Consider the following 12,981-nt stretch of genomic DNA (forward strand, 5'->3'; position numbering starts at 1 on the left):
TGTTAATTAATACTTAAATCATTCAAGCATATAATAATAATTCTGTCTGCTTTCTGCAGGGTATTTTTCACATGTGCGGCGATTCCTTGTTCATTCACTACCAGTGATTCTCCAGGTAAAGCACGGCACCGACGATGATCGCCGCCATAATGAAGAATCCCAGTAATATGCTGAATGTATCGTTCATGACCGCACCTGCCAATGAAACCGATTCAGTGTGGACGAGTCAGGAGAAAGGCGAACCAGGAAGAAAGGGTGATTTTACGGAAGATGCCGGAAAGAGGATGCGAGCGCATCCTCTGGGTAAAGCGGAAAGTCGCTTATGCAGATGGGATTAACGCAGGAAGTCGCCAGCAGCTTCTGGCTGGTATTCCAGCTCCAGCACTTCGAGGTGGGTGGATACGCCGCCCGGAAGTTCCCAGTGAATAGTGTCGCCCACACGCACGCCCAACAGCGCTGCCCCCACTGGCGCCATCACTGAAAGTTGCGTACTGCTGTCGGTCATCGCCGCAGGATAAACCAACGTGCGCACGCGAATTTCGCCATCGCTCAGATTGCGGAATTTAACACGACTGTTCATGGTCACGACGTCATGCGGCATGGTCTCTGGCGAACACATTTGGGCACGATCCAGCTCGGCATTTAACGCGTCGGCAATGGGTAAATCTGCATACGCGGGTTGCTCCAGTAAGCGATCGATGCGTTCTGCATCAAGGTCGTTAATGATGATAGTTGGTCTGGACATTTTTACTCCATGTCGTCAGTACTGCGTTTTGCCGCAGGTAATATTCCCAAAAGAAAACCCTCACCGTCTGGCGGCAAGGGTTTAACTCTCCCGATGATACTGAGACTTACCCTGGGTTTGAAGTGATTTAGTTCACATTCGGGTAAATAGCTAAAAAAGCATCGCTGGTATGAATTTTATTGGATAAACGTGATCGTTCTCAAATTTGCATTATGCTTTTTAAGCGCGCGCCGCGAGCGCGTCACTTTCTCAGCGTTCCGTTACAGGAGATCTCATGAGCCAGTACGACAAAATTACTCTCAAAGATGGCAGCTATCTGTATTTTAAGGACTGGGGTGATCGCAGTGGACAGCCCATTGTCTTCAGCCACGGCTGGCCGTTAACGGCAGATGCCTTTGAAGATCAAATGTTTTTTCTGGGGTCGAAAGGATATCGGGTGATCGCCCACGACAGGCGCGGGCATGGACGTTCCGCGCAACCGTGGGAGGGGCACACGATGGATCAGTATGCCGACGATCTGGCTGAACTGACCGCACACCTGAACCTGCAAAATGCGGTGCACGTCGGTCACTCGACGGGCGGTGGCGAAGTGGCGCGTTATATTGGGCGACACGGGACGCAGCGCGTGGCGAAAGCGGTATTGATTGGGGCGGTGACGCCTATCATGGTGAAAACGGATTTCAACCCAAACGGCGTGCCAAAAGAGGTGTTCGACGGTATCCGTGAAGGCGTTGTCAATGACCGTGCCGCCTTTTTCTATGAACTCACTGCCGCCTTCTACGGCTATAACCGTCCGGGAGCGAAAGAGTCGAAAGCCGTGCGCGAGAGTTTTGTTGAGCAGGGATTACAGGGCTCAATAAAAGCGCTGTACGACTGCATCAAGGCGTTCTCGGAAACAGATCTGCGCGAAGACTTGCGCAAAATGACCATTCCGACGCTGGTCATTCATGGCGATGACGATCAGATTGTCCCGCTTGAAACCTGCGGCAAAGTGGCGGCAGAAATCTTGCCCGACGCGCAACTGAAGGTCTACGCGGGCGGTTCCCACGGCATCTGCACCACCCATAAGCAGCAGATAAATCAGGATCTGCTCAACTTTATTCAGTCGTAATCTTTAACGGATTGCTCTACGCTGATCCTCTTCCATCAGGGGGATGAGCGGAGCGCATTTCGTGCTTCGCCGACGTTAAATTCATCAGAGAATACTATGTATTTCTATCAACCCTCGCAGGGACACGGCCTGCCGCACGACCCGCTGAATGCCATTGTTGGCCCCAGGCCAATTGGCTGGATCGCTTCTCAGGACACCGCTGGCCGGGATAATCTGGCGCCTTATAGCTTCTTTAACTGTTTCAATTATCATCCGCCCATTATCGGTTTTGCCAGCACTGGCTGGAAAGACAGCGTGCGTAACATCATGGAAACCGGAGAGTTTGTCTGGAACCTGACCACCCGAGAATTAGCCAGCGCGATGAATGAAACCTCTGCCAGTCTGCCGCATGGCGAAGATGAATTTTCCGCTGCCGGTCTGACGAAGGCGGAAAGTCGGCTGGTAAAAGTGCCACGCGTTGCGCAAAGCCCGGTGAATTTTGAATGTCGCCTGTCGCAGAGTATTCAACTGACGACCGCGCAAGGTGAAGCCATCGAAACCTGGCTGATCCTCGGTGAAGTTGTCGGGATTCATATTGCCGAAACGCTGTTGGAAGAGGGGATTTACCAGACCGCAAAAGCACAGCCCGTGCTGCGTGCTGGCGGCCCTACGGCCTACTATGCGATCAGCGAGTCGCACCGTTTTGATCTGGTGCGCCCGGATGCGCGTGCGAAACGTTGATTTTTGACCCGGCGCGGATTTCACGTCGGGTCAAAAGATCAGTAACCTACTTTGTCGATGACGAACTGCTTACCACAGTTTCCCGGATGGGGTTGCGGAGCAAACGAGTCGGCGGAGAGCGGCGCGTTGATGGCACTGGCCTTCAGCGAGAACTGGATCTCCGTCAGATAAGCCGGATTGCCGTGACAACTCAGTTTTACTGCTTTGACGGCCTCTTTTCCCCAGCGTTGGGCCACCGCTGCATCAAAGGCGCGGCGACTGACGCTCTTACCGTAATTCTCGCCCAGAAATGCCCCTAATTCGCTGGCCTTGATCTCTTTGTTCAACCGCACCATGGTGCCGAAGTACGCATCCGGGTCGAAGCCAAAACAGGCGCCGTGTTTCGCGTATTCATAGCGTTCGAGGCAAGAACGTCCGCCTGCTCCTGGCATAACGTCACTGAGTTTCGCGGCGGTTTCCAGCGAAAGTCCTGTTTCAGGCGCAGAACATTTGCGACTGGCGCGAGCTTCCGGCTGATTAGGGATCGGACGCGTGGCGCAGCCAAAGCGCATCCAGCGGCGTTCATCGACTCCGCGTGAAGCGACCGATTTCGGTAACCCTGGCCACAATCCGTGAACGGTCAGAAAATCGACTTTGTTGGCGGTCTCTTTTTGCAGGCGACACTCGTCAGGTTCACGGCGGTCCCGATCGTGCTGGCTCTGACAGAAGCCTGTCTGCCAGGAGAGCGCCAGCACATAACGGTCAAAGTCACCGTACTGCGTTGCCTGTAATTCGTTGGCGGTTGCGGTAGAAAGGGGGAGGAGTGGGGCGGCGAGCCACACCCATTTTTGCCAGGTCGGTTTCATGATGATTCTGAACTTATATAAAATCTGAATAGTATCTATTTAACCATAAAAAAAGCCCGCGAGGTGTCTTTACCCTGCGGGCCTTGATCCATTCAGTGTTTTACGTCAGAACTAGTTCCACATCGCCAGAATCGGCCAGCCAACCAGCAACAGCATCGCAATGTAAATCACCCCGAAGATGGCGCCAAGACGCCAGTAGTCTTTGGATTTAACATAGCCGCAGCCGTAGATAATGACCCCTGGGCCTGTTGCGTACGGCGTCAGACAGCCCATGATCCCGATGGACAGCACCAGCAGGATACACAGATGTTCCATCGGCACGCCTGGGATTCCTTTACCGACCGCCAGAATCACCGGCAGCATGGTAGCCGTGTGCGCCGACAGGCTGGCAAACAGGTAGTGGGCAAAGTAGAACACCAGCACCAGCACAATTACCGTCGCGTTAGGCGAGAACCCTTCCAGATGGGTGCTCATAGTACTGGCGAACCAGTCAATAAAACCGGAGCGGGTTAAACCGTTTGCCATGACCACGAGGGTGGCAAGGTTCACCAGCGTGTTCCAGGCGCTGTTGTATTTGGTAATGTCTTTCCACGGCACCACATGCAGCGCCAGCATCAGTGAAACGGCTAACAAACCGACGGCGGTGGCGTCGATCATTTCACCGCCAAAGACCCATAACCCTAAGCTCAACAGAACCAGACCGATCAGCGTCCACTCTTTACGCGTCAAGGTACCCATAGTTTTGAGTTCGTCACCCGCCCACGCTGCGACTTCCGCACTGTGTGTGATTTCAGGCTTGTAGAGAACATAAGAGAGCCACGGCGCAACGATCAGCAAAATGATACCGACCGGCAGGAAGCCCAGGAACCACTGCAGCCAGCTAATCTGCACACCGGCGATTTTGCTGACAAATTCCAGACCCAGCACGTTTGGCGCAGCACCCGTAACGAACATCGAAGAACTCAGACTGGTACTGATGACCATCATCCACATCAGGTAACCGCCGATACGACGTGCGGACGGATCGTTCGGGAACGATTTAAACAGCGGCGGCAGGTTTTTGATTACCGGGAACACGGTGCCCCCGGTACGGGCGGTGTTAGATGGCGTAAACGGCGCCAGCAGAATATCGATGATGACAATCGCATAGCCCAGCGTCAGGGTGCGTTTGCCCATGAATTTCACCAGGAACAGCGCGATACGACGGCCAAGCCCCGTAACTTCGTAGCCCAACGCGAAGATAAACGCACCGAACACCAGCCAGACGGTGGTACTGGAGAACCCCGCCAGACCCCATTTCAGCGCCTGTTTACCGGCATCGAATGCCGGGTCCGCCAGCTCTTTGGCATCAAAGAGCAGGTAGTTGCTACCAATGACGCAGATGGTCACGGCGATAAAGCTGATCGCGGTAGCCGGAATCGGCTCCAGGATCATACCGACGATCATCGCCACGAAAACGGCGAAGTAATGCCATGCCTGCGGGGGCATGCCGTCCGGGACAGGGATAAGAAACATGACACCCATGACGACCAGGGGAGCCAACAACTTCCATATACTATCTTTCGATAAAGACATAAGTGATTCTCCGGAAAGGATCTTTTCAATAATTGTGTAAATGTTTAACTTGAGAAATCTGGGCTAAAAACCACGTGACGATCAGCAGGTCGGCACTGCCGCCAGGGCTGAGATTGCGTTCAATGCAGTGGCTGTCGAACTGATGCAGATGATCGAGATCGGCGGGGGTTCGGATGCCCCCTTGTTGTAACAATGCGTTTGCCTGCTGCTGTATCCAGCGCAGTCCTGCCGCACCGCCGCGCGAGGCCACGTTGGTATCGCCGTTGCGCGCAATCAGCAGGAGTAAGGTGTCCAGCAGCGCCAGCTCGGGATCGCGTCCCTCGGCTAACAGGGCGCGATAGTGCGGAAGCGCATGGCGGATGACTAACGGATATCCCGCTTCGGCTTCGCCACGTGCGCCGGTTAACCCCAGTTGCTGATAGAGTCGCTGGCCTGCCGTGAGTTGTTGGTTGTTGTTGCGCAGTTCGCGCTCGGTCAGGCCGCGGCAAAAGTGGGCGGCGGTGGTACAGATCGTTTCCGGGGTGATGGGCTGCTGCTGCTGATGTAGTCGGCCAATGGCGGCACACAGCAGACCGAGAGAAAAAATGCTGCCTTTATGGGTGTTCACACCCGCGGTGGCGCGAAACATGTCCGCTTCACAGGCCATACCTAACGGGCGTAAGCCGGTTAATACGGCATCGGCCGGCATCTTCGCACTGCATGCACCGTATTCAATAAAACGCGGAAGCCAGGCCTGAATCGCCAGCGCGCTGCGATGAAAATCCGTCAGCGACATGTCTTTATGCGCGCCGCAGTTCAGACGATCGACCAGCCCGGGTTTTGGCGACAGATTGACTTCCGTCAGCATTGCACGCCACGCCAGATGGCCGTATGCGTCAAACAGCGTACGAGGAAGAGCGGTCGTTTCAACGGGCATATTGGGAATCGGCAGCATGCAGCAGCGCCTCCATGTGGGCGATCAGATCGGAGAGCGTGTGAGTTTTCCCACGCGCGCATTCGGCAGCGCTCTGCTCGCACAGCAGGCAGCGGCGGGCGGGAAGGGCGAAATGACGGCGGGAGAGAATGTCGCCTCCGGGTGTGAGCACATCGATGTCCCACAAACGTCCCAGAGGATGGGTATGTTCGAGCTCAATGGTCGCGAGCTTGATGTCACGGGCCGGTGCCTCAATCGAGAGCATGCCTTCCGGCCCGCATGCTGAGGCCAGTGCAGCCTGCTCCCTGATATGCCAGCCCGCCTGTGCCGCCAGCGTACGCAGCGCAGTCACGCCATGATTAAAGAGGCGACGGGTGAGCTCGCTGTCTTTAATCGGGCCAGGTGCTACCACGGTAAAGGAGACCAGTGGAATGGGATGGCGCGCTAGCCAGACGTGTTGCCGTGCTTGTCGCGCATCCCGGCTGACGAGCAGCTCGGGAATTGAAACGGCGTGGCGGGTGGCCTGTTCAGGGAGCAGGTGCATGGCTTATTCCTTCACCTGATGAACAACATCGATCACTGAACCGTCGCGATAGCGCACCACGGCAATCACACGGTCGGTGAATTCGATGGGACGGGGTTCACCAGTGAGCTGTTGCGCACGTTCACGCAGCCACTCGATGGAGACCACCTTCATCCCGGCTTCTTTCAGGCGTTCCGCCAGTTCCGGACGTGCTGGGTTAACCGCAATACCATGATCGGTAACCAGAATATCGACGCTGGAACCCGGCGTGACGCAGGTCAACACGTTATCCACCAGCGTCGGAATGCGACCCCGCACCAGCGGTGCGACGATGATTGACAACGCAGCGGCGACGGCGGTATCGCAGTGTCCGCCGGACGCGCCGCGAATGACGCCGTCAGAACCGGTCAGCACGTTGACGTTAAACTGGGTGTCGACTTCCAGCGCACTCAGCACGACCACATCCAGACGGTCAACGGAGGCGCCTTTTGAACCCCAGTTGGCATACTGGTTCGCGCTGATTTCAATGTGATTCGGGTTGCGCGCCAGTGACTCTGCGGCATTGCGGTCGAAGCTCTGTACGTCCAGCAGTTTGCGAATCAACCCTTTTTCATGCAGATCGACGATGGTGGCCGTGATACCGCCCAGCGCGAAGTCTGCGCGGATATCGCGGCGACGCATTTTGTCTTCCAAAAAGCGCGTGACTGCCAGTGAGGCGCCGCCAGTACCGGTTTGCAGTGAAAAACCTTCTTTGAAATAGCCGGAGTGGGCGATGACCTCTGCCGCGCTGCGGGCAATCAGCAGTTCGCGCGGGTTGGTGGTCATTCGGGTGGCGTCAGCTCCGATTTTATCGGCATCGCCGACCTGGTCTATCTGGACGATCAGATCAACCTGATCCTGGGTAATGCTGGCCGGGTTGTGCGGATAAGGCAGCAGTTGTTCCGTCAGTAGCACCACCTGTTTAGCACTTTCAGCGTCAACGCGGGCATAGCCGAGTGAGCCACAGCATGCTTTACCGGTGTAGCCGTTAGCGTTACCGAACGGATCGCAGGACGGGACGCCGAGGAAGGCCACATCAATGTTAAGTTCGCCGCTCTGAACCAGATGCACGCGGCCGCCGTGGGAGTGAACCTGAACGGGTTCGGCGAGCAGGCCGCGAGAGATCTCTTCTGCCAGCGGTCCGCGGAGACCGGAAGTGTAAATACGGTTAACGACGCCGTTACGGATATGGTCGACCAGCGGCGCGTGGCAATCGCTCAGGGAGCTGGAAGCCAGCGTCAGGTTTTTAAATCCCATGCTGGCGAGAGTTGCCATCACCAGGTTAATGGTCAGGTCGCCGCCGCGAAACGCATGGTGGAAGGAGATGGTCATGCCATCCTGCAAACCGGAACGGCGGATTGCCTCTTCCAGGCTGGCGCACAGTTTCTGGTCGCGCGGTTTCTGTTCCTGCAGGGCCTGCTTTGCGGCGCTGGTATAGGTGGAAAGGTCGCTTTCAGCCTGGCGGCTCCAGGCTGCTACCCGTTCCTGTCGTTGAGACTGTTCGTTTTTCTGGGTCATTGTTTTTGCCTTATTCTTCGCGGATGCCGGAAAGTTCTGCACGGGAGAGCACCAGACGTGCGCGCTCGATCACCGGGCTGTCGACCATCTTGCCGTTCAGGGAGACCACCCCGAGGCCATCACGGGCGGCGGCTTCTGCGGCTTCCACGACCAGACGCGCGTGCGTCACTTCTTTTTGCGTCGGGGCATACAGGTTGTGCAGCAGGTCAATCTGGCGCGGGTTGATCAGCGATTTGCCGTCAAAACCCAGCTGTTTGATGTGGGCGGCTTCGTGCAGGAAGCCCGCTTCGTTGTTGGCATCGGAATAGACGGTATCGAAGGCCTGAATCCCGGCAGAGCGCGCGGCCTGCAAAATAGAACAACGGGCAAACAGTAATTCAGTCCCCTCCGGCGAACGTTCCGTGCGCAGGTTGCGTACATAGTCTTCCGCGCCCAGCGCGATCCCGATCAGACGTTCAGAGGCGTGGGCGATTTCCACGGCGCGAGTGATGCCTAACGGTGACTCGATGGCGGCCAGCAGACCCGTGCTGCCCGGCTCGCGACCGCAGGCTTTTTCAATGCGCAGAATTTCGCTTTCGATATCGATAACATCCTGAGCGGTATCGGTTTTCGGCAGACGAACTACGTCAGCGCCGCCGCGAACGACGGCTTCCAGATCGTTGATCCCCCATTCAGAATCCAGTGCGTTAACGCGCACGATGGTTTCGACGTCGCGATACAGCGGATGCTGCAGTGCGTGGTAGACCAGACGACGAGCGGTGTCTTTTTCACGCAGCGCGACGGAGTCTTCCAGGTCAAACATCAGGGCATCTGCCGGATAGATAAACGAGTTGCTGACCATCGCGGCATTGGCGCCGGGAACAAACAGCATGCTGCGGCGAGTACGCGTTTTGCGCTGTTGCAGAGAAGCGGAAATCATTGGCGATCCTCCCAGGGCAGGGCCGGGATACCGCTGGCGCGCGCCAGTAATGCTTCCAGTCGTGCACGTAAAATGCAGTCCAGTGCGCCTTTATCATCGACATTCAATTGCACGCCGCGCACGTCATACTGCGTCAGAACATCCAGAATGGTGGCGCGAATGGCCTCGCCAAACTGTTTCTCAACGCTGCTGTTGATCTGCAGGTCAATCTCCTGCGTATCGAGAGGGGCGATGCGTATCATCACATCACCGGACTCAAGTGTGCCTGCGACGGCAGCCTGGTTTATTTTCATTTTTCACCTGTTACTAATGCGGGGGTCTTTTGGCGGACTGTCGCGTGAGCGGGTGTGCGCTCAGGCATGCTTTGCAGGTAGTGCAAAGTGGCTGAAGGCACCAGCGACGCGATAGCCGTGAGATCTTTTTTCACGAGCAGTTTGCGCACCAGAGACGCAGAGATCGGCGTCCCCTGGAAACACAGTCGCTCGATTTCCACCAGTTCAATGGGCGGGGCGGGAAGAGTCGGCGTTTCCAGCCAGAAACGCATGTCGTGGTTATACTGGGCGGTTACGCTGCAAAACGGTTCCGTACCGACAAAGCGATGGGTGATCCCCAGCGCAGGTGCCAGATACTGACGAAAAATTTTTAAATCGATTTCGGTGTAGCAATGGTTGATGACGCTTTGTTCTTTAATGAAGTAACACGGGAACGTGGCGCGCGAAATGATGTATTCCGACCCGCGATGAACGGTGAGGTGCGGTATGTCTGCGGTGCCTTTGAGCACCAGGTCGAGTCGGTCCTCATACGGGAAACGGGAGGTATCTTCTTTCACCAAGAACAGATGAAGCCAGTCGCACTGCGCTGCCGCCTGTTGGATTAAATAGCGGTGTCCATTGGTGAACGGATTGGCATTCATCACGATGCAGCCGATTTTCTTGCCGTCATGACGTAGTTTGCTTAATGACTCTGCATAGCGTTTCAGACGTGTGGTGCTGTTTTCCATTAGCACCATGATGCCGGGAACGCGGGTCAGCGTTGAAAATCCGCACTGGCGGAACAACGATTCATACTCAGTTTTGGTATAAATGAAGAGATGCGTGCAGTGCCTTTCGTAGGCGAGATTGATAAGTTCTGTCGCCAGCGTGAGCGCTAACCCCTCGCCGCGTACCGATTCACTAATGGCCACACACTTGATGATATTTCCGGCGATACCGCCGCAGGCGATGATTTTTTCATCACGAGTCACGGTAATAAAAACTTCAACGGTGGTATCGACGCTCAGATCATTTTCTTTCAGGAATTGCGTGATCGCCGCCATCTTTATATTTTCTGAGCGTTTGACGCGCGTGAACACATTATTACCAAACATAGTGGATAAGTCCTGAAGATATATTGTTGTTGCCGGTTTTGTATGTATGTTGTACGGAAATACGATTTTATAACGTTTTGTTTTCATTCCGGGGAAAAGACGATTTTGCAACGGCCTATTTCTTTTTTTCCGGAATGCATACATCGTAAGGAGTATTTTCGAGGTAAATTTTGATTTATTTCACAAACACTTAGATGGTTTTTATGAGTTTAATGGTTTTAAGTTTTTTAATTATTCTTATTACAGATTGTGACGTGGTGTTAAATGACTTAATTGATTTAATGTGGTGAATCTGTAACGATTGTCTTTATTTGCTGCCTGTCTGTATAAAACAATTTCATTACATATGCTGGCGGCTTTTACCGAATTATGCCCATTAAGGAACCGTCATGTTGGTTCAAAAAAATAAAAAGCCGTTTTCTTTTTTTCGCCGACTGGCATTTCCGTTGCGCATTTTTCTGCTTATTCTCGTTTTTTCGGTGTTCATTATTGCCGCGCTGGCACAGTATTTTTCCGCGAGCTTTGAAGATTACTTGAGTACGCACGTTCGCGATATGGCGATGAACCAGGCGAAGATTATTGCCGCCAACGACAGCATCATTGCGGCGGTGAAGGATCGCGATTACAAACGGCTGGCAACCATTGCCGGAAAACTGCAGAGCGATACTGATTTTGACTATGTGGTGATCGGCGATAGTCACTCTATCCGGCTTTATCATCCTAACCCGGAGAAAATTGGCTACCCGATGCAGTTTACCAAGCCTGGCGCGCTGGAGAGGGGAGAAAGCTATTTCATTACCGGGACGGGCTCCATCGGCCTGGCAATGCGGGCGAAAACGCCAATTTTTGATGATGACGGCAACGTTATTGGCGTGGTCTCCATCGGTTATCTGGTCAGCAAAATTGACAGCTGGCGGCTGGACTTCATTCTACCGATGGCCGGCGTGTTTGTTTTGCTGCTGGTGGTACTGATGTTACTTTCCTGGTTTTTTGCCGCTCATATTCGCCGTCAGATGATGGGGATGGAACCGAAGCAAATTGCCCGGGTAGTTCGTCAGCAGGAAGCGCTGTTCAGTTCTGTTTATGAAGGGCTGATTGCCGTGGATCCCGACGGCTATATTACGGCCATTAACCGTAGTGCGAGAAAGATGCTCGGCCTGCGTTCGCCAGGTCGACAATGGTTGGGCAAACCGATTCATGAGGTGGTTAACCCATCCGATTTCTTTACCGAACAGATTGCCGAAAGGCGTGTGGACGCGATGGTCAACTTCAATGGTCTGAGCGTTATTGCCAACCGTGAGGCGATCCGTTCAGGGGATGAGTTACTGGGCGCGATTATCAGCTTTCGCAGCAAAGATGAGATCGCCACCCTGAACGCGCAACTGACACAGATTAAGCAATATGTGGAGAGTCTGCGAACGTTGCGCCATGAGCATCTAAACTGGATGTCAACGCTCAATGGCCTGCTGCAAATGAAAGAGTACGATCGGGTCAGGGAGATGGTGCAGGGGGAATCGCAGGCGCAGCAACAGTTGATTGACAGCCTGCGCGAGGCGTTTGCCGATCGCCAGGTGGCGGGCCTGCTGTTTGGTAAGGTTCAGCGCGCGCGCGAACTGGGGCTCAAAATGACGATCGTTCCTGGCAGTCAGCTTCAGCAGTTGCCGGAAGGGCTGGACAGTACCGAATTTGCGGCGATTGTCGGAAATCTTCTCGACAACGCGTTTGACGCCAGTTTGCGTACCGAGCAGGGGAATAAGGTCGTGGAACTGTATCTGAGCGATGAAGGCGATGATGTGGTGATAGAAGTGGCCGACCAGGGATGCGGCGTCCCTGAGGCACTGCGTGAAAAAATATTCGAACAGGGTGTAAGCACCCGTTCCGATGAGCCGGGTGAGCACGGCATCGGACTGTATCTGATTGCAAGTTATGTGGGGCGCTGTGGTGGAACGATTACTCTGGAAGATAACGATCCCTGCGGCACCTTATTCTCTCTTTTTATTCCGAAAGTGAAAAAGAACAATGACGGAACCATTAACCCTATTAATCGTTGAAGATGAAATGCTGCTTGCCGAGATGCATGCAGAGTACATCCGCCATATTCCCGGTTTTAATCAGATCTGGTTAGCCGGTAATCTGGCGCAGGCGAGAATGATGATTGAACGGTTTAAACCGGGCCTCATTTTACTGGATAACTACCTTCCGGACGGGAAGGGGATCACGCTGCTGCATGAGCTGACGGCGTCGCATTATCCCGGCGGGGTGGTTTTTACCACTGCGGCCAGCGATATGGAAACGGTGGCCGACGCGGTACGCAGCGGGGCGTTTGATTATTTGATCAAACCTATCGCCTATGAGCGTCTGGGGCAGACGCTCACCCGTTACCAACAGCGCAGACGGATGCTGGCAGAAAACGACAGCGCCAGTCAGCGACAAATTGATGAGATGTTTAATGCCTATGCGCGAGGCGAGCCGAAAGATGAGCTGCCCACCGGGATTGATGCGTTAACGTTGAATGCGGTTAAAAAGCTGTTTGCTGATCCTCAGGTACAGCACACCGCCGAAACCGTCGCGCAGGCGCTGACCATCAGCCGTACGACCGCCAGACGGTACCTCGAATATTGTGCCAGTCGGCATTTGGTTATTGCGGAAATTGTGCACGGCAAGGTGGGGAGACCGCAGCGAATTTACCACGGTTAATGGCGGCGTA

The 12,981-nt window shown here is 54.5% G+C and carries 14 protein-coding genes; 4 read left to right on the forward strand and 10 right to left on the reverse strand.

Annotated features, from left to right (window positions below; translation table 11 throughout):
• Positions 1 to 97: 97 nt before the first annotated feature.
• Both yldA and rnk read right to left on the reverse strand, forming a co-directional pair.
• Positions 98 to 187, reverse strand: coding sequence for a small membrane protein YldA (gene yldA, locus KI228_RS24470; RefSeq protein WP_272482625.1), 90 nt, complete (start codon positions 185 to 187; stop codon positions 98 to 100).
• 147 nt (positions 188 to 334) lie between these two features.
• Positions 335 to 745 carry a nucleoside diphosphate kinase regulator gene (rnk, locus tag KI228_RS06740; RefSeq protein WP_043001447.1) on the reverse strand — a complete coding sequence of 137 codons (411 nt, stop codon included), beginning with the start codon at positions 743 to 745 and terminating at the stop codon, positions 335 to 337.
• A gap of 274 nt (positions 746 to 1,019) precedes the next feature.
• Between rnk and KI228_RS06745 the strand changes: the two genes are divergently transcribed.
• Together KI228_RS06745 and KI228_RS06750 are read left to right on the forward strand one after the other, a co-directional pair.
• Positions 1,020 to 1,856, forward strand: coding sequence for an alpha/beta fold hydrolase (locus KI228_RS06745; protein WP_043001446.1), 837 nt, complete (start codon positions 1,020 to 1,022; stop codon positions 1,854 to 1,856).
• Positions 1,857 to 1,952: 96 nt separating this feature from the next.
• A complete protein-coding gene (locus KI228_RS06750; RefSeq protein ID WP_061070388.1) occupies positions 1,953 to 2,576 on the forward strand; it encodes a flavin reductase family protein in 624 nt (207 codons plus the stop codon).
• 38 nt (positions 2,577 to 2,614) lie between these two features.
• Here the strand turns inward: KI228_RS06750 and rna are convergent, their stop codons facing one another.
• From rna to citC, 8 genes are all read right to left on the reverse strand, one after another.
• On the reverse strand, positions 2,615 to 3,421 hold the full coding sequence (rna, locus tag KI228_RS06755; protein WP_044256618.1) for a ribonuclease I: 807 nt from the start codon (positions 3,419 to 3,421) through the stop codon (positions 2,615 to 2,617).
• A 111-nt stretch (positions 3,422 to 3,532) separates the two neighbouring features.
• Complete coding sequence (gene citT / locus KI228_RS06760) at positions 3,533 to 4,996, reverse strand: citrate/succinate antiporter CitT (protein WP_043001443.1); 1,464 nt, start codon at positions 4,994 to 4,996, stop codon at positions 3,533 to 3,535.
• 25 nt (positions 4,997 to 5,021) lie between these two features.
• The gene (citG, locus tag KI228_RS06765; RefSeq protein ID WP_090048753.1) at positions 5,022 to 5,930 is read right to left on the reverse strand and encodes a triphosphoribosyl-dephospho-CoA synthase CitG; all 909 of its coding nucleotides are present in this window, start codon (positions 5,928 to 5,930) and stop codon (positions 5,022 to 5,024) included.
• Positions 5,902 to 6,453, reverse strand: a complete 552-nt coding sequence (gene citX / locus KI228_RS06770) for a citrate lyase holo-[acyl-carrier protein] synthase (RefSeq protein ID WP_061070386.1) — start codon at positions 6,451 to 6,453, stop codon at positions 5,902 to 5,904. Before citX ends, citG begins: the two co-directional genes overlap by 29 nt.
• Before the next feature lie 3 nt (positions 6,454 to 6,456).
• Positions 6,457 to 7,989: a citrate lyase subunit alpha gene (gene citF, locus KI228_RS06775; RefSeq protein ID WP_090048751.1), complete on the reverse strand. Its 1,533-nt coding sequence runs from the start codon at positions 7,987 to 7,989 to the stop codon at positions 6,457 to 6,459.
• 10 nt (positions 7,990 to 7,999) lie between these two features.
• Entirely contained in the window at positions 8,000 to 8,908 is a 909-nt protein-coding gene (gene citE, locus KI228_RS06780; protein WP_058587782.1) for a citrate (pro-3S)-lyase subunit beta, read from the reverse strand.
• The gene (gene citD / locus KI228_RS06785) at positions 8,905 to 9,201 is read right to left on the reverse strand and encodes a citrate lyase acyl carrier protein (protein WP_043001438.1); all 297 of its coding nucleotides are present in this window, start codon (positions 9,199 to 9,201) and stop codon (positions 8,905 to 8,907) included. Before citD ends, citE begins: the two co-directional genes overlap by 4 nt.
• Positions 9,198 to 10,274 carry a [citrate (pro-3S)-lyase] ligase gene (gene citC, locus KI228_RS06790; RefSeq protein WP_109740000.1) on the reverse strand — a complete coding sequence of 359 codons (1,077 nt, stop codon included), beginning with the start codon at positions 10,272 to 10,274 and terminating at the stop codon, positions 9,198 to 9,200. Before citC ends, citD begins: the two co-directional genes overlap by 4 nt.
• A 389-nt stretch (positions 10,275 to 10,663) precedes the next feature.
• On the opposite strand from citC, the gene dpiB reads away from it, so the two are divergent.
• A complete protein-coding gene (gene dpiB / locus KI228_RS06795) occupies positions 10,664 to 12,325 on the forward strand; it encodes a sensor histidine kinase DpiB (protein WP_043001436.1) in 1,662 nt (553 codons plus the stop codon).
• Positions 12,294 to 12,971: a two-component response regulator DpiA gene (dpiA, locus tag KI228_RS06800; protein ID WP_043001435.1), complete on the forward strand. Its 678-nt coding sequence runs from the start codon at positions 12,294 to 12,296 to the stop codon at positions 12,969 to 12,971. The genes dpiB and dpiA overlap by 32 nt, the downstream gene beginning before the upstream one ends.
• Positions 12,972 to 12,981 lie beyond the last annotated feature (10 nt).

It is taken from the genome of Citrobacter amalonaticus (genome assembly GCF_018323885.1).
In the GTDB taxonomy this organism is placed as follows: Bacteria; Pseudomonadota; Gammaproteobacteria; order Enterobacterales; family Enterobacteriaceae; genus Citrobacter_A; species Citrobacter_A amalonaticus.

Coding starts and splice junctions, on each gene's coding strand:
- yldA (WP_272482625.1), bottom strand. CDS start 187: ATGAACGATACATTCAGCATATTACTGGGATTCTTCATTATGGCGGCG.
- rnk (WP_043001447.1), bottom strand. CDS start 745: ATGTCCAGACCAACTATCATCATTAACGACCTTGATGCAGAACGCATC.
- KI228_RS06745 (WP_043001446.1), top strand. CDS start 1,020: ATGAGCCAGTACGACAAAATTACTCTCAAAGATGGCAGCTATCTGTAT.
- KI228_RS06750 (WP_061070388.1), top strand. CDS start 1,953: ATGTATTTCTATCAACCCTCGCAGGGACACGGCCTGCCGCACGACCCG.
- rna (WP_044256618.1), bottom strand. CDS start 3,421: ATGAAACCGACCTGGCAAAAATGGGTGTGGCTCGCCGCCCCACTCCTC.
- citT (WP_043001443.1), bottom strand. CDS start 4,996: ATGTCTTTATCGAAAGATAGTATATGGAAGTTGTTGGCTCCCCTGGTC.
- citG (WP_090048753.1), bottom strand. CDS start 5,930: ATGCTGCCGATTCCCAATATGCCCGTTGAAACGACCGCTCTTCCTCGT.
- citX (WP_061070386.1), bottom strand. CDS start 6,453: ATGCACCTGCTCCCTGAACAGGCCACCCGCCACGCCGTTTCAATTCCC.
- citF (WP_090048751.1), bottom strand. CDS start 7,989: ATGACCCAGAAAAACGAACAGTCTCAACGACAGGAACGGGTAGCAGCC.
- citE (WP_058587782.1), bottom strand. CDS start 8,908: ATGATTTCCGCTTCTCTGCAACAGCGCAAAACGCGTACTCGCCGCAGC.
- citD (WP_043001438.1), bottom strand. CDS start 9,201: ATGAAAATAAACCAGGCTGCCGTCGCAGGCACACTTGAGTCCGGTGAT.
- citC (WP_109740000.1), bottom strand. CDS start 10,274: ATGTTTGGTAATAATGTGTTCACGCGCGTCAAACGCTCAGAAAATATA.
- dpiB (WP_043001436.1), top strand. CDS start 10,664: ATGTTGGTTCAAAAAAATAAAAAGCCGTTTTCTTTTTTTCGCCGACTG.
- dpiA (WP_043001435.1), top strand. CDS start 12,294: ATGACGGAACCATTAACCCTATTAATCGTTGAAGATGAAATGCTGCTT.